The organism is Williamsia sp. Y853, assembly GCF_056786495.1.
In genome coordinates this window covers 2024034-2040897 of sequence record NZ_JBXCJC010000001.1, presented here as the reverse complement: position 1 = coordinate 2040897, position 16864 = coordinate 2024034, and the positions used below count along the sequence as shown (strand labels likewise).

Here is a 16864-nt window from a genome sequence, read left to right as displayed (position 1 = left end):
TCTGATGCGGAATTACTACGGTGAGTCGTATGCAGCTGACCCGATTCACCGACCTCGGTCTGCGGGCGTTGATGTTGCTCGCCGCAGCCGAGGAAGACGGCCATCGGGTCACGACCGGCGCAATCGCGCACAGCGTCGCCGCCTCTGAAAATCACGTCGCGAAGGCCGTGGCCCGACTCTCAGAACTCGGCCTGGTGCACTCCCAACGGGGCAGGCGCGGCGGGCTGTCCTTGACCGACGCCGGCCGCCGCGCCTCGGTCGGTCGACTGATCCGCGAGCTCGAAGGCGACAAGGAGGTCGTCGACTGCACCGGGGACAACCCCTGTCCGCTCCTGCCCGCTTGCCGCCTGCGGCGTGCGCTCGCCGACGCCAAGGAAGCGTTCTACGCCGCGCTCGACCAGCACGTCGTCAGCGACCTGGTGAAAGGCACGCAGATACCGCTTCTCCCCCTCGTCCGGCTTCCCCACTCTTCCACCGAACAACTGTTGTCACCCATCGAGAGGACACATCCATGACCACTGCATCCACTTCTGCCCCCGAGCGGCTCACCGCAACCCGGGCACAAACCCTCGAACCGCATCACGCGGAGATGATCGCCGCGACGCTGCCACTGGTCGGCGCGAACATCGATGCCATCACCACCGAGTTCTACCGGCGCTTGTTCGCCGATCACCCCGAATTGCTCCGCAATCTGTTCAACCGGTCCAACCAGGCCCAGGGCACGCAGCAGCGCGCACTGGCCGCATCCATTGCCACGTACGCGACGCACCTCATCGATCCGGCGTTGGAGGATCCCGCGGAACTGCTCGGCCGGATCGGACACAAGCACGCATCGCTCGGGGTGACGGCCGATCAGTACCCGCTGGTTCATACCCATCTGTTCGCCGCGATCGTCGACGTCCTGGGAGCCGAGACCGTCACGGCCGAGGTCGCGGCCGCGTGGGACCGGGTCTACTGGTTGATGGCGAACACACTGATCGATCTCGAACACCGCCTCTATGCGGACGCGGAAGTCGGGGCCGGCGATGTCTTCCGCCGCGCGCGGGTGACCGCAAGGACGGACGACCCATCGGGCACAGTCGTGCTCACCGTCGCCGCCACAGTCGACACATTTCCTAATTTCCTTCCGGGACAATACATCTCGGTTGGTACAACACTCCCCGACGGTGCCCGGCAGATCCGCCAGTACAGCCTGATCAACACTCCCGGATCCGGTGAGCTCACGTTCGCCGTCCGTCCTGTTGTCGCCTCCGCCGACGCACCCGCCGGAGAGGTGTCGACACATATCGCCGCGCATGTGGCCGTTGGCGACCTGCTGGACGTCAGCATCCCGTTCGGCGATCTCCCCGTCGACAGTGTCGGTTCGCGGCCGCTGGTCCTGATCTCCGCGGGCATCGGGATCACGCCGATGATCGGCATCCTCGAGCACCTCGCGGCGAACGCCCCGGGCTGCCGGGTACAAGCCCTGCACGCCGACAGGTCGCCGGACGCGCATCCACTCCGGCAGCGCCAGCGTGAGCTGATCGGCGAACTCGCCGAGGGCAGCCTCGACCTCTGGTACGAGATCCCCGGCCAAGACGAGCCGACGATCCATCATGGTCTGATGCAGGTCGACACCATCACATTCGATGAGGACGCAGAGTTCTTCCTCTGCGGGAACAACGGTTTCGTCCAAGCCGTCCGAGGCCAGCTCCTCGCCCGGGGTGTGGCATCGGGGCGGTTGCACTGCGAGCTCTTCTCACCCAACGACTGGCTCCTGGGCTGACGGGCACGGTCGGGGGCGGGCACGGTCGAGAAGCCAACTGCGTCATCGGCGCCTAGAATCCACCGATACCCCCGCCCCGACCGTCCACCGCAGAGGTCGCCTTGCCATCACAACCACCGAACCGTCCACTGATCAGCTACCTGAACGGCGAACTCGCGGGCAGCGCACAGGCCAGTGTGTTCGATGAACTGCGCCGCGTCATCCTCGACGGCAGCGCAGCCCCCGGGTCGGCGATCCCGGTGGGAAGTGTTGCCGAGTTGTTCGGCGTGAGTGCGATACCGGTACGAGAAGCCCTGAAAACCCTTGTCGGCGAAGGCCTGGTGGGTCACCGGACCGGCGGCGGGTACTACGTCGCACAACTGACGCTTACCGAACTCCGAGAGATCTACTTCGTCCGCGGCGTGCTCGAACAAGCCGCACTGACCCGGGCCTGCGCGGTGGCCACCGAGGCCGACCTGGACCGCGCCCGATCCGAACACCGGGCGCTACAAGAGGCCACCATCGCCGGCGACCGCAAGGCCTATCACGTGCATTCACGCCGTTTCCATCAGGCGTTGGTCGGCCCCTGCGGAATGCATCGGTTACTCAACATGTTCGACTCCACCTGGGACATCACCGAACCGTTCCAGGTGATGCAGCGGGCGACCGGCCCCACCCAGCTCCAGCTGCACGGCGATCACGAGAAGATGATCAACGCCATGGCCCGGCGCGATGCCACCGAACTTGTTGCCGTTGCGCAACAACACCATCAGCGACTCGAATCGGTGATCATCGAAACTGCCGCCGAACTGAACGTCGCCCGCGAAGAATCCCCACCCACGTAGCGCCCGATCGCTCGGGAAGCCACGTGGCATCCTCTTGGTGATGGACTGAAGGCCACACGATGGCGCAGTCGATTCACCGCCTTCCCGGAATATATCCACTTCCCTGGGCCGGACCCGCGCTAATTGTCACGCACGTAATCCCCGGGAAATATCGCGATCTTAAGTTTTCCTCAGTCCTACGAGGAGCCCGAATCCAGGTTCCGTTCCGACGCTGAAGGAATGCCCATGACCGATGTTCAATCTCCCGATTCAGAGGTCCCGACAAATCATCACAATGCCGCAGGCGAGAGCGTCATCAAGCTCAGTTACGACCAGCGGCTGACCAACGAGGATTTGGCTCCGCTGCGGAATCAGACCTGGACCTGGTACAACATCTTCGCGTTCTGGATGTCCGACGTACACAGCGTCGGCGGATATGTGTTCGCGGGCAGCCTGTTTGCCCTCGGTATCGCCGCGTGGCAGGTGCTGGTCGCCCTGGTCGTCGGCATCGTGATCGTCAACCTGCTGTGCAATCTGGTCGCCAAACCCTCTCAGCAGGCCGGGGTTCCCTATCCGGTGACCACCCGCATCGCATTCGGTGTCCGCGGTGCCAATGTTCCGGCCATCATTCGCGGCCTCATCGCGGTCGCGTGGTATGGCATCCAAACATACTTGGCCTCAGTGGCTTTCGGACTGCTGGCCCTGAAGTTCTGGCCGTCACTCGACAAGTACAGCGAGAGCGGCGACATGTCCTTCCTCGGACTCTCGCCGCTCGGCTGGGCCGGCTTCATGCTCATGTGGGTACTGCAGGCGGTCGTCTTCTGGAACGGTATGGAAACGATCCGCAAGTTCATCGACTTCTGTGGTCCCGCGGTCTACGTCGTCATGGTCATCTTGGCCGGCTACCTGATCTGGAAGGCCGGCTGGGACAACGTCAGCTTCGACCTCTCGGTAGGTGAATCGAAGACCGGTTGGGCCTCGATCACCGCACTCATCTCGGCGATAGCCCTTGTGGTGTCGTACTTCTCGGGTCCGATGCTCAACTTCGGAGACTTCTCGCGTTACGGCAAGTCGTTCAGTGAGGTCAAGAAGGGCAACTTCTGGGGTCTGCCGGTCAACTTCCTGTTCTTCTCGATCCTGGTGGTGTGCACGGTTTCCGCCGGTGCCACCGTGATCGGCAAGGACGACGCAGGCAACATCATCACCGACCCGGTCCACATCGTGGACAAGATCGACAACACCACCGCGGCAGTGCTCGGCGTACTCACCTTTGCCATCGCGACCATCGGCATCAACATCGTGGCCAACTTCGTCTCCCCCGCATTCGACTTCTCGAATGTGGCACCGACCAAGATCACCTGGCGCACCGGCGGCATGATCGCCGCAGTCGGCTCGATCCTGATCACGCCGTGGAACCTCTACAACAATCCGGACGCGATCCACTACACGCTGGACACGCTCGGTGCGGTGATCGGACCGCTGTTCGGCATCCTCATCGCCGACTTCTACCTCATCAAGAAGCAGAAGATCGACATCGACGACCTGTTCACGATGGATGAGAACTCGCAGTACTACTTCCGCGGGGGCGTCAACCCGGTGGCGGTCGTGTCCACGGTCATCGCAGCGCTGGTCCCGATCGGTGTTGTCATCTGGGGTACCGCGTATCAGGCAAGTTTCACGTGGTTCATCGGTGCCGGCATCGGATTCGTCTTGTACATGGCGGGCATGAAGTACCTGCCGCAACACCTGATCTACGGAACCCGCCCGGCCCCGGCCGCGGCCTGAGCCCTCCGATGATGTGGCCTTCTGGCCAACAAACCCGCAGGTCACGGACGCCACAAGGCCACATCATCGGTGTAGCGAGGAGCATGAAGCAATGCGCATCTGCGTGATCAACCCGAACACGTCGGCGTCGATGACCGACCAGATCGCCACCGCCGCCCGGTCGGTGGCCGGGCCCGGAACGGAGATCGTGTCGCTCACCTCGACGATGGGGCCCGCCTCGATCGAGTCGCACTACGACGAGGCACTCGCGGTACCCGGCGTGCTCGAGGCAATCCTGGCGTCCGAACGCAGTGAGCGCCGCGCGGACGGGTATCTGCTGGCCTGTTTCGGTGACCCCGGGCTTGATGCGGCGCGAGAAGTCTCGTCGGGTCCGGTACTCGGGATCGCCGAAGCCGGTATGCACGCGGCATCGATGTTGGGGCGGCGATTCTCTGTGGTCACCACATTGGGCCGGACGATCGGCCGGGCCGACGAACTGGCCGAAAGATACGGGATGAGCAAACACTGCATCGGGTTCCACGCGTGCGAGATCCCGGTACTGGAGCTCGAATCCAACCCTGAGACCGCCCCTATTCTCATCGAGGCCTGCCGCTCGGCTGCCGAAGCCGATGGCTGCGACGCAATCCTGCTCGGGTGCGCCGGCATGGCAGATCTGGCCAAGACCATCAGCGCAAAAATCGGACTACCGGTGATCGACGGGGTCGCCGCCGGGACAGCGTTCCTGCAGTCGTTGATCACCCTCGGCATGGCGCCGGCATGTGTCGGCGAATTGGCGCCCCCGCGACCCAAACACTATGCGGGCCTGCTCGCTCCGTTTGGCATCCCGGACACTCACCCGGCTCGGAATACACCCGATGACTGCGCGTAGCAGTCGGATTCTGCACCCGTCTCAGTCCAATGAATATCTCTACCTGAGAAAAGCCTGTCATTGATAGTGTTTTGTCTCCGCGTTCAATATTCAGGCACACTGGACGTCAATGCATAAGCCGACGATGTCACTGGTAATACCCGCCTACAACGAGGCCGAGACAATCGGCTGGTTACTGGACTCGCTGAAAACCGAGCTCGACGAACTCGACGAGATCATCGTCGTCGACAACAATTCGACCGATGACACCGCAGCGATCGCCACCTCGTTCTGCGAGCAGATCCCGCAACTGCGGCTCGTCAAAGAGACCAGGCGGGGTGTGATCGCCGCACGAAATACGGGCTTCGACGACGTCACCAGCGACATCATCGGCCGCCTCGACGCAGACACCCGCGCCAAGCCCGGATGGGCGGCCGCGGTCCGGGACTTCTTCGCCCGCGCCGACGAGACCGTCGGAGCCGGCACCGGGCTCTTCGACCAGTACGACATGCCACTGCAGTGGCTTCACCGGCGTCTCGTCAAGCTGGCGATGTCGAATGCCGATCGCAATGGTGGCGACATACCGTCGCTCTTCGGGGCCAACATGGCAATCCGCCGCACGACCTGGGAGAAGATCCGGCCGATCCTGCTCGAACAGGACGGAATCTTCGACGACCTCGATATCACGTTGTGTACCAAAGAGACCGGACAGCGCAGCGTGTTCATCCCGAACATGGAGATCGGCGCCTCGGGGCGGCGCATGCTGTCGAGCACCGCCATTTATCGGCAGTTCACCGCATACATGCCGGCCACATTGGAAGCCCGCGGCATGCCCGAGGCGGCGAAGCGGTCATGGGCAAACGTGCGCACGATGCGACTGCTCCACCGGCTCTTCTGGGTGCCCGCGCGGGCCTGGGACCCCATCAAGGGTCGGTACTCTCCACGACAACTCTTCTCCGAGCGACAGCAGCGCGTCCTGCCCTACGGCTCCGACTGAGTCGACTCCAGCAGCCCGACCACGGTGGATCGGACGGGTTGACCCCGCGTACCGGACGCGCAGGGCTTTCGGTCACGTGGGCGAAGGGCTCGTGGTGTCAATTCGCTCACAGTTTCAAAACTGTGTCGACGCGAAAGATTGTCATCAGAAATAGGCGGAAGCCGAATACTGACAATAGCGGCACCTTCGCAGCGAAAATGCACAACAGCAAATCCGCAACCAGGGGAGTTGTAACCCCGAATAGTCGGCGTGCGATCATGAAATACAGGGAACAACCGATTCTTCGAAGACATATCGCAGCTGGAGGTAGCACATTGATGCGTGATTGGCGGCGCCCGATCGGCGCGTTGGCTGTTGCTGTCCTGCTCAGCATCGGCGCTCACGTCGGCGTTGGCGCGCCTGCGCAGGCCGCGCCTGCGCGATCACCTGAGGGCGCCAATGACCCATCGTGCGTTCCGTCCGCAGAGCACCCTCGTCCGGTTGTTCTCGTGCACGGCACCTGGGCCGACATGGACACCACGTGGAAGACCCTGGCCCCCATACTGAAAGACGAGGGCTACTGCGTTTACGCCCTCAACTACGGGAAGAGTGTTCCGGGCTCCGGCCAGAACCTTCTCGATCTGGTCGGCGGCGACACCGTGGTCCGGTCCGCGCAGACGCTCGCCGGCTTCGTCGCACAGGTCCGGACGCAAACCGGTGCCGCGCAGGTCGATCTGATCGGCCATTCGCAGGGCGCCCTGGTGGCCCGCGAATACTTGAAGAATGCGGGCGGCACCGACATCGACAATCCGGCGCAGAACTCGGTGCACACGCTCATTAGTCTGGCCGGCACCAATCACGGCACCAGCTTCCACTTGAACCAGGGACTCGGTGCCATCGCGCAGTTGCTCGGGATCCCGGTCATCGCGCTGTCCAACGTCGCAGTCGGTCCCTCCTACGTCGAACAGATGGCCGGTTCGCCGTTCCTCGGCGACCTCAATGAAGGCGGCGACACCCGGCCCGGCGTCGAGTACATCGCCATCGCGACGCGTGACGACATGATGGTCACACCGGCCGAGAACGCCTTCCTCATGCCCTCCCCCGGCCATACAGTGCGGAACGTCTGGGTTCAGGACGGCTGCCCCGCAGCAGAAGTCGACCACATGCAGATGACCAGCAACCCCCGCGCGATGTGGCTCACGCTCGACGCGTTGGATCCGGGATACGCCGCGACACATCCCGCCCCTTGCCCCTAGTGTCGCAGGGGTGGGGACGGCGCGGATACTGACCAGCCCACGACGCTGAATTCCTGGCTGCCTCCGACGCTCGGTGCGTAGCCGACTTCGAAGACTCCGGCCAGCAGCAGGACGAGCCAAGCGCCGGTGTTCCGCAGTCCGCTCGCCGCAGCGAAATCGCCTGTCGCACCTGTGATGTCTCGGGACATCGGTGACAGTTCTACATCAGTACATCGGTAACACTTCTAGTGGTGTTGGTGGTGACACTTGGCCCCGGGTAATCGAGGTCTGGTGCCGACGCTTCGACTGGGTTGGTGCCGAGGAATGAACCCATCGATCCCCGTATTCGTCTTGCGATCACGCAATGGCCCCCTGATGCCCCACGTGGGGCGGTGACCACCTTCTGCGCCGAGCATGGCCTGCGTCGGAAAACGTTCTACGCCATCCGCGCTCGCATCACCACTGAAGGACACGCGGCAGCGTTGGAACCGCGCTCGCGTCGCCCGAAAACCATCGAGCACACCCCGACCCGCCCCAGGAATGAAATACGTCGGCAACGGCAAACCCAGCGGCCTGCAACCCAAAACCCGGTGAACTGTCACCGATGTCCCGACACAACAACTGTCACCGATGTCCTGAGACATCACAATCGATGTGTCGTACCCCTCGTTTATGCTCGCATGTATGTTCGAAGGGGAGATCGAAGATGCAGGTGGGGACGACGAAATCGGCCCTGTCGATCGCTGGACGTCAACGAGTTGCTGCACACCACCACACTCGCGATGGCACAGCAAAGCCGGATGGAATGGCAGCGATATGCCGCCGCGGCCATGGTCCATCGCAAGCTGGTGGAACCAACAGTCGGCACCGACGATGAACTGCGGGCCCTTGATCCGTTCACCCAATGCGCGGCGAGACTGGCCATAGCTCAGGGGCTGACCCAGCAGGCCGCAGAGTTGCAAGTCCATCGCGGGGTGGCGCTGCGCGATCGTCTGCCCGCGGTCAACGCGCTACTGCGGGCGGGACGGGTTGCCGCCCATCACATTCCCGACATTATTGCTCGGACCGAGTTGATCGACGGGTCGGCCCATCGCGCCGAAATCGATCAGGCCATCGCCGAAGCGCTTGCTCGTCAGGGATCGTGGTCGAAGGGCCGGATGCGAGACATGGTTGATGCCATCATCTTCCGCCGCGACCCCGACCTGGTACGGCAGGCTCGCGAAGACGCGAAGAAGAATCGTGGGGTGTGGGGGTCGAATGCCGACCATGGGATGGCGGTGATGGACGCGCACGGCACGGCTGAAGAGATCACGATGATCATGGCCCGCTTGGAAAAGCTGGCCATGGCGACCTGTAAAGCTGATCCGCGCCGCAAAGCTGATCGGATGGCCGATGCTCTGTTCGCGACGGTGATGGGCCGCGAGTTCTACTGTCAATGCCCCAACGATCCGAAACATCCCTGCACCGCCGAGATCATCACCGTCCCCGCCGATCAGGTCATCTCCGGTGTGGATGTGAAGATCGTGATGCATGTGATCACCGATCAGGCCACCCTCGACGGCCGTGCCGAGGATCCGGGCTATCTCGACGGGCATGGCGTCATCTCCGGCGACCATGTGCGCGATATCGCGGCTCGTCCGGAAACCGTCACCCGCCCGATGGGCAACAAGACCGAACCTGTCCAGCCGCACACTGCCGAACCTGCACCTGCACCTGCACAACCGAGCCCGGCACAATCGGAACCAGCACAACCACAGTCGGCACCACCTGCACCTGCACCAGCATCTGCGGATACAGGGCCCGTGCAACCACCGGTCACCGAGCCGCCACCACCTGCCGAAGCTCGACGCACGGTGAACATGCGTGGGCCACAGAACCCCACACTCGACGAGTTCCCTGACACTGCCGACGTGACCGAAGCACCGTTCCTGCAAGCAGTCCCGCTGCCGGCCACCCAACCCGGCGACAAGTACCGCCCTTCGGCAGTCCTGGACAGCTACCTCCGCATCCGCGACATCTACTGCATGTGGCCCGGCTGTGAGCACAAAGCCTGGGGCGCCGACCTGGATCACACCCACGAATACGACCACGCCTGTCCAGATGCGGGTGGCTGCACCCATCCCTCGGAGATGAAGACACTGTGCCGCTTTCACCATCTACTCAAGACCTACTCCGATTGGCTTGATGATCAATACCCCGACCCCACGACCGGGCGAACGTGCCTGATCGTCACCACCCCCGAAAGCCGTCACTACCACGGCCCGGCCTGGACCGGTAATGATTTGTTCCCGACGTTGAGGCTGATCGTCTTCGATCAACGCGGTTCACCGGGCGCATCATCGCCACGGACACCGCCACCACCGTCATCGCGCAGGCCGCAGACACGGACCGCTACCAAACACGCACGCCGCCAACAGGAACGGTTGGCAAACCGTCGACAGCGCGAACTGCAGGAACAACACAACCAGGCACTGCGCGACGAGCGAGGAAGGAACGAACCGCCACCGACCTACTAGGCGTTGTCGCCGTCCGCACCGGACCTCAGGGTCAGTGAACGGAGCGTTCGGCCAGGGCCCGCAGTGCCAATATCCAGTGCGCGACCAACTCATCGAGATCGTCGCGGTCCAGTACGTCCGGCAGATAGGTCACGTAGGCGCGGACCACGGTCCCGTCCGGCCCTGCGGTGGCCATCGACTGGATGTCGATTTCTGCCTGCGCCGGCATCCGGTTGCCACGTGCGATCACCTCGGCGTCATCGGTGCTGCCCAGATCCGGACCGTTGACGTCGGGGAACCACGGCGCGCGGGCCACCTCGGCAGGCACGTCACCGCCGCCGGGGATCAACCCGATGTAGTTGAAGACGATCTGCGGGTCGGCGAACCCCGAGAGAGCCTGGGCGCCTTCGGTATCGAGATAGCGCAGCATCCCGTATCCGATCCCGCGCTCCGGGTTGGCCGCCATGGCCTCCCGGGTGCGGGTGAGTACGTCCTCGGCGATTTCTGCCCGGGCGTACAACTCTTCGATGTTGATGCCGTCGAGGTCGATCCGGGTCGGGAACATCGACGTGAACCAGCCGACGGTCCGGGACAGGTCGGCACCCGGCACAACCGCTTCCTGCCTGCCGTGACCCTCGAGTGTGAGCAGGGCGTTGTTGATCTGGTAACCACGATCGCGTCGCCACCCGACAACGGCTGCCGCGAGTCCGGCGACCAACTGGTCGGCCACCGTGACATCGGCGCCTGCCGCCGCCAACAGCGGCTCGACGATCTCGGCCGGAATCTCGACCTCCGTGCGGCTTTGCAGGTCCACCCGATCCCGGGTGACGTCGAGACGGCGCGCACCCAGAGCCGGGTCCTCCCCACCGAGCACCGCCGACCAGTGGTCGAGCTCGCCGCGGCGAGATCCGGCCTGGGCGTGCTGTGCGACGGACCACTCGGTCCAGGTGGTGCCGGCATCCGGTAGATCCACTGCCCCACCGGCAGAGACCTGCGAACCCGCAGTTGCGATGTCGGCGACCAGGATCCGCCACGACACCGCGTCGACGACGAGGTGGTGGGCGACGATGAGCAACCGGCCGGTGGCGTCCGGACCCGCGTCCAGCCACACGAACTGCAGCATGACCCCGGCCTCGGGATCCACGCGGTCGACACCGTCGAACAGCGCATCACGCAGTGCGGATTGGTATCCCGGCTCCCCCGGACGTGCATCACCGGCGAGCTCCACCCGCGACAGAAGCGACCTGACGTCGACGCCACCGGCAGGAGCGATCACCAGAGTGCGTTCATCGCTGTCCAGCCGCGAGCGGAGCGCGTCGTGCTGATCGGTCACCGCACTCATCGTCGCGACGATGTCGTCTTCGGTCACACCCACGGGCAGGTTGACAACCATCGGCATCACGAACCGGCGGTGGTCGCCACCGCGTTCGATCATCTTCGCGGCAACCGGACTCAACGGTGCGATACGCGTATGGGCGGCAACATCTCCCGGGATCTCGCCGACAGTTGCTGTTGCAGTTGTGGTCGATGCGGCCGCGGCCAGTGCGGCGATGGTGCGCAACTCCAGGACGTCCCGGGCGGTGAACCTCAGGCCGGCACTGCGCGCCCGGCTCACCAGTTGCATCGCCATGATGCTGTCGCCTCCGAGCTCGAAGAACGAGTCATCGGCTCCGGCTTCGTCGACCCCGACGACGTCGGCGACGATCTGGCAGAGCAGTCGTTCGTACTCGGTCTCCGGGGCGCGCCCGGCCGTCGAGACGGCCTCGGGCAACGGCAATTCGCGGCGGGCGATCTTGCCGGAGCGTCCACGCGGGAACTCGTCGAGCACCACGATCGTCTCGGGCACCATGTACGAGGCCAACATTCGCGCAGCGTGTTCGCGTATCGCGGCCGGGTCGACATCGTGTCCGGCGCGTGGACTGACGTAGCCCACCAATTGCTGGCGGCCCCCGTCGGTATGGATGACGGCAGCGGCCTGCTCGACCGTGTCGTGGCGGGCCAACGCCGTTTCGATCTCTTCGAGTTCGATGCGCAGGCCGCGCACCTTCACCTGGAAATCGACACGTCCGACGTAGTCGAGGGTGCCGTCGGGTAGTCGCCGCACCCGGTCGCCGGTCCGGTACATCACCGAACCTGCCGGGCCGTGGACCGACGGCACAAACCGCTCAGCGGTCAGATCCGGCCGTCCGAGGTATCCGCGGGCGAGCTGCTGCCCGGAAAGATAAAGCTCACCAACAGCTCCCACCACACAGGGACGCAACCAGCGATCGAGCACCACGGTCCGGGTGTTCCACACGGGCGCGCCGATCGGGGTGATGTCGGCCTCGACATTCGAGATGGTCTGCTCAGTGGCACCGGTCGCCGCGACCTGCGACGTGGCATCAACGGTGACCTCGGTGGGTCCGTACAGGTTGATCACTCGCGTATCTGCGAGTGCGGCAACCCGTGTGGCCAGCGGCAGCGGCAGCGCCTCGCCGCCGCTGAACACCAGCCGCAGTGTCGAGACGGTCTCGGGTGTGGCCAGCTGTGAGAAGACTGTCAGCACCGATGGCACGAACTGCACGATCGTCACCGCATGGCGGGCGATCAGTGCCACGAGCTCGTCGACATCCCGATGTGCCTGCGGTGGGGCCACAATCGTGCGGGCACCCACCAGAGCCGGTGCGAACATCTCCCACACCGAGGCGTCGAAGGTGAACGGCGTCTTGTGCAGCACGACGTCGTCGGCCGAGAAGTGGTGTTCGGCGGCCATCCACCGCAATTGGTTGACCAACGCCCGCTGAGTGATCTGGACACCCTTGGGGCGACCGGTCGACCCGGAGGTGAACAGGACGTACGCAAGCGATTCCGGATGAATGCGTCCACGCCGCTCGGTGTCCCGGAGTGCACTCGCATCGGATGGTTGCAGATCGGGTGCCGTCAGATCCACGCAGACAACACCGCGCAGTGCTGACCGCAGACGGCTCAGCAGATCAGCGCTTGCGACGACGCAACGCACGCCGGCATCGCTCACCACGGTCCGCAACCGGTCGTCCGGGCCCTCGATGTCCAGCGGCAGGTACGCCCCGCCGGCTTTGAGGATTCCGTAGACCGTCGCCACCTGTTCGAGCCCGCGCTGCATCGCAATGCCGACAATGCTGTCGGGTCCGATGCCCTGAGCGATCAGGGCCCGGGCACGCCGGTTCGTCAGCGCGTCGAACTCGGCGAATGTCAGTTCGGTGCTGTTGTCCTGGAAGGCGATTGCAGAAGGCGTGGCCTTCACCTGATCGGCGAACAGCTGCATCGCGGTGCGGTCGGGGATCTGCCGATCGGTGGCGTTCCAGGTCTGCAATTGCGCAGTCACTTCGTCCTGGTCCAGCAAGTCCAGCTCACGCACCGGCGTCCAGCTCGCCTGCGCGATGGTGTCGAGGACCGCCGCGATCCGGCGCGCAAGCGTCTCCGCCCGGTCACCGGCCACCAGCGCCGGGACATACTTCAGCGTGAGCGCCAGATCCGGATCCGACTGTGCGAGAACCGTAACCGGGTAATGCGAGGCGTCGTTGATCTGTGCTCCCGCGATGAACATGCCATCGATGCCGGACTCCGTTTGCTGACGGGTCCGATCGACCGGGTACGACTCGAAGACCGTCAACGTGTCGAAGAGCACCGGCAGGCCGGCGGAACGCTGAATGGTCGGCAGACCGACATGGTGGGCGTCGAGCAGCCCTGCCTGCTCGGACTGGATCCGTTCGAGCAGTCCGAGGATCGTCTCGCGTTCGCCCAGCCTGATCCGCACCGGGATCGTGTTGATGAACAGTCCGAGGATCGATTCCACGCCGGTCACCTCAGGCGGCCGGCCCGAGACCGTCGCACCGAAGACCACGTCGTCGCTACCCAGCGTGCGTGCGAGCACGATGCCCCAGGCAGCCTGCACCAACGTGTTCATCGTGATGCCGCGCTCCCGCGAGAGGTCGGCCAGACCGCTCGACGTACGCGGACTGATGTCGAGCGCCATCTCGATCGGCACGGTGTCACCGGCATCGGCGGCCACGGTGTCGGCGACCAGCAGCGTCGGCGACTCCAGTCCGTCGAGCGCCTGCTGCCACGACGAGATCGCCGCGGTCGGGTCACGTTTGGCGAGCCAGACCAGGAAGTCGCGGTACGACCGGTTCCGCGGCAGATGGGTGTCGTCCCCACCGGTGGCGTAGAGGACGAAGAGTTGCTCCATCAGCAACGGCCCAGACCAACCGTCGAGCAGGATGTGATGGTTGGTCATCGACATCCGGTAACGCTCTTGGCCGCCCTCGTCCGGCCCCATCCGCAACATCATCACGCGCACCAGTGGCGGCGCCGACATGTCGAACCGGGCGCTGCGATGTTCGAACAGCAGGCGCTCGGCCTCGCGGTCGGCAGCGGCGCGATCGTCACCGTATTCGGCGCACAGATCGACGAGCTGCCACGGTGCCTCGACACCGGCCGCCACGAACTGCACGGGCGAACCGTCCTTGACGTGCCGGAAACCCACCCGCAGGTTGGGGTTTCGATCGATGAGCGCGCGCACGGCCTTGCGCATCCGATCGGTATCCACCGCGCCTGCCAGGTCGAAGACGATCTGGGCGGTGTAGATGTCGGTGACGTGCTGATCGGCGACCTCGGCGTGGAACAACATGCCCATCTGCAGCGGCGCCAACGACCAGATGTCCTCGATCGTGGGGAAATCTCCCTCGAGTGCCTCGATCTCGTCCTGTCCGATCCGGACCAGGGGCACATCGGACGGGGTCAGGCCGCCGGCGGCCGAAGATTGGTCGTGCACCGCGAGAGCAGCGGCCGCCTGCGCCCACAGGTCACCCAGTTCGCGGACGTCGTCGGATTCCAGGATCCCGCCGGCATAGGCCAGGGACGCCGACAGCCGTGGACCGTCGGGGTGATCGGTGGTGACGGCGTTGATGCCGAGCACGGCAGGCGCGACCATACCCGCATCCTGCGCACCGCCGAGCGGGCCACCATCTTTCGCCCGCTGCCACCCGAAATCGGTTGCCATATCGGTGTTGTCGTCTTGTCCGGCGGCTACCCTGCCGAGATAGTTGAACCCGATCTGGGCACCACGGTAGTCGGCGAGCCCGCGGGTCCGATCATCACCGCTGTACTCCAGCAGACCGAAACCGATACCGGCCTGCGGGACCGCGAGCAGCTGCTCTTTGACCGCTTTGACGGCGCCGCCGGCAGCGGGCCCTCCAGCGAACGCGTCTTCGAGGTCGATTCCGGTCAGATCCAGCGCGAGCGGGTACATCGAGGTGAACCAGCCGACGGTACGTGACAGGTCGGCACCGCCCACCGCATCTTCTTCCCGACCGTGACCCTCAAGATCGATGAGGATGGTGCCGGCATCCGAACCGCGACGAGACCGCCAGGCCCGCACGGCCATTGCCAGCGCGGTCAGCAGCGCATCGTTCACGCCACCGCGGTAGGTGGCACTCACGCCGGTGAGCATCGACTCGGTCACCGCGGTGGGGAACTCGAGGTCGATTCGCTTGATGGTGCCCGCGGTGTCCCGGTCGGGATCGATGCGCCGGGTACCCAGGACCGGATCTTCGGTCTCGACGATCTTTGTCCAGTAGTCGATCTCGTCTCTGTGCTGCGTGGCGGAATCGACGAGTGCGGTGGCCCAGGCGCGCAGCGAGGTACCGACCTCGGCCAGCTGTGGGGTGCCGCCGTTTTCGCTCTGGCCCCAGGCCACAGCGAGGTCGGGCAGCAGGATCCGCCACGACACCCCGTCGACCACCAGGTGATGAACGAGTACGTAGAGCCGTCCGGTGACACCGGCCGGACTGTTCGGGGCGGGATCGAACCAGACCACCTGGATCATCGAGCCGGTCGCCGGATCGAGGCGCGCAATCGCCTCGGCCGCCGCTGCCTGGGTCGTCTCGACGAACTCGGGACTCCCTGGCACGGCGGTGAACTCGACCCGGGTCAGCACCGACCGCGGATCGATGGAGCCGACAGCCCCGATCTCGAGATGTGCCGGTCCGTCGCCGGACACCAGGCGGGACCGGAGCGCGTCGTGCCGGTCGAGTACTGCGCCGAGCGCGGCGAGCAACCGGTCGGCGCCGGGGTCTGCGGGCAGGGTTAGGAAGCTGGCCTGTGAGAACTCACGGTACTCACGCCGACTGTCGACGAGCCACCGCATGATCGGGGTCAGTGGCATCGAACCCACACCACCGCCGGGCAATTCGGCCAGCATCTGGATCTGTGCGTCTGCCTCGAACTGGGCCACGTGTGCCAGTTCGGCGATGGTCCGCCGGTCGAAGACATCACGCGGGGTGAACACGATGCCCGCGGCCCGGGCCCGCGACACCAACTGGATCGAGACGATGCTGTCGCCACCGAGCGCGAAGAACGAGTCGTCGACGCCGATGCGCTCGGCACCCAGCACGTCGGCAAACAGTTCTGCCAGTCGCCGTTCCATGTCGGTGCTCGGCGCCCGATAGGCATCGGAGTCCGCGTTGAAGACCGGTTCGGGTAGCGCTCGGCGATCCAACTTGCCTGCCGGCGTCAACGGAACCGAGTCCAGGACTGTGATCGAGGAGGGCACCATGTGTCCGGGAAGTCGCTGCCCCAGAGCCGAACCGAGATCTGCCACCGACACGCTCCGACCGGGGCGCGGGCACACGTATGCCACCAACACCGTCTGGCCGGTGTGCGGATGGCGGTGCCCGATGGTCACGGCGAAGTCGACATCAGGGTGATCGCCGAGCGCGGCATCGATCTCGCCGAGTTCGACCCGGAAACCACGGATCTTCACCTGGTGGTCGCTACGCCCGAGGAACTCCAGCTCGAGCCGGCCCGAGGACAGCTGCTTCCACCGCACGACGTCGCCGGTGCGATACATGCGCGCCCCCGGCTCACCGTACGGATCGGCCACAAAACGACCGGCCGTCAGTTCCGGCCTGCCGAGATATCCGCGGCCCACCGAGGCACC

10 protein-coding genes and 1 pseudogene (1 of these 11 running past the window's edge) are annotated in these 16864 nt (G+C 64.8%); 9 read left to right on the top strand and 2 right to left on the bottom strand.

Annotation, left to right across the window (positions count from 1 at the left end):
* The first annotated feature begins 29 nt into the window (after positions 1–29).
* From AC1TPF_RS09195 to AC1TPF_RS09165, 7 genes are all read left to right on the top strand, one after another.
* Positions 30–515: an RrF2 family transcriptional regulator gene (locus tag AC1TPF_RS09195; protein WP_482135427.1), complete on the top strand. Its 486-nt coding sequence runs from the start codon at positions 30–32 to the stop codon at positions 513–515.
* The gene (locus AC1TPF_RS09190; protein ID WP_482135428.1) at positions 512–1765 is read left to right on the top strand and encodes a globin domain-containing protein; all 1254 of its coding nucleotides are present in this window, start codon (positions 512–514) and stop codon (positions 1763–1765) included. The genes AC1TPF_RS09195 and AC1TPF_RS09190 overlap by 4 nt, the downstream gene beginning before the upstream one ends.
* Positions 1766–1866: 101 nt before the next feature.
* On the top strand, positions 1867–2589 hold the full coding sequence (locus AC1TPF_RS09185; RefSeq protein ID WP_482135429.1) for a GntR family transcriptional regulator: 723 nt from the start codon (positions 1867–1869) through the stop codon (positions 2587–2589).
* Between the two features lie 225 nt (positions 2590–2814).
* Positions 2815–4353, top strand: coding sequence for an NCS1 family nucleobase:cation symporter-1 (locus tag AC1TPF_RS09180; protein WP_482135430.1), 1539 nt, complete (start codon positions 2815–2817; stop codon positions 4351–4353).
* A gap of 91 nt (positions 4354–4444) precedes the next feature.
* Complete coding sequence (locus tag AC1TPF_RS09175; protein WP_482143595.1) at positions 4445–5221, top strand: aspartate/glutamate racemase family protein; 777 nt, start codon at positions 4445–4447, stop codon at positions 5219–5221.
* A 109-nt stretch (positions 5222–5330) separates the two neighbouring features.
* A complete protein-coding gene (locus AC1TPF_RS09170; RefSeq protein WP_482143593.1) occupies positions 5331–6197 on the top strand; it encodes a glycosyltransferase family 2 protein in 867 nt (288 codons plus the stop codon).
* A gap of 317 nt (positions 6198–6514) precedes the next feature.
* Complete coding sequence (locus tag AC1TPF_RS09165; protein WP_482143592.1) at positions 6515–7432, top strand: esterase/lipase family protein; 918 nt, start codon at positions 6515–6517, stop codon at positions 7430–7432.
* On the opposite strand, the gene AC1TPF_RS09160 is transcribed toward AC1TPF_RS09165, so the two are convergent.
* A complete protein-coding gene (locus AC1TPF_RS09160) occupies positions 7429–7620 on the bottom strand; it encodes a hypothetical protein (RefSeq protein WP_482143591.1) in 192 nt (63 codons plus the stop codon). The two genes, AC1TPF_RS09165 and AC1TPF_RS09160, sit on opposite strands and share 4 nt — an antisense overlap.
* 123 nt (positions 7621–7743) lie before the next feature.
* Between AC1TPF_RS09160 and AC1TPF_RS09155 the strand changes: the two are divergent.
* Together AC1TPF_RS09155 and AC1TPF_RS09150 are read left to right on the top strand one after the other, a co-directional pair.
* Positions 7744–7920: pseudogene (locus tag AC1TPF_RS09155) on the top strand (IS481 family transposase); the annotation flags it as partial.
* Positions 7921–8193: 273 nt separating this feature from the next.
* Positions 8194–9927, top strand: coding sequence for an HNH endonuclease signature motif containing protein (locus AC1TPF_RS09150; RefSeq protein ID WP_482144065.1), 1734 nt, complete (start codon positions 8194–8196; stop codon positions 9925–9927).
* 31 nt (positions 9928–9958) lie between these two features.
* Here AC1TPF_RS09150 and AC1TPF_RS09145 read toward each other — a convergent pair whose 3' ends face one another.
* Positions 9959–16864, bottom strand: partial view of a non-ribosomal peptide synthase/polyketide synthase gene (locus AC1TPF_RS09145; protein WP_482143589.1) — the 3' end only. The gene runs 26982 nt beyond the window's last position; only the last 6906 of its 33888 coding nucleotides appear in the window; its start codon lies beyond the right edge, outside the window; it ends in the stop codon at positions 9959–9961.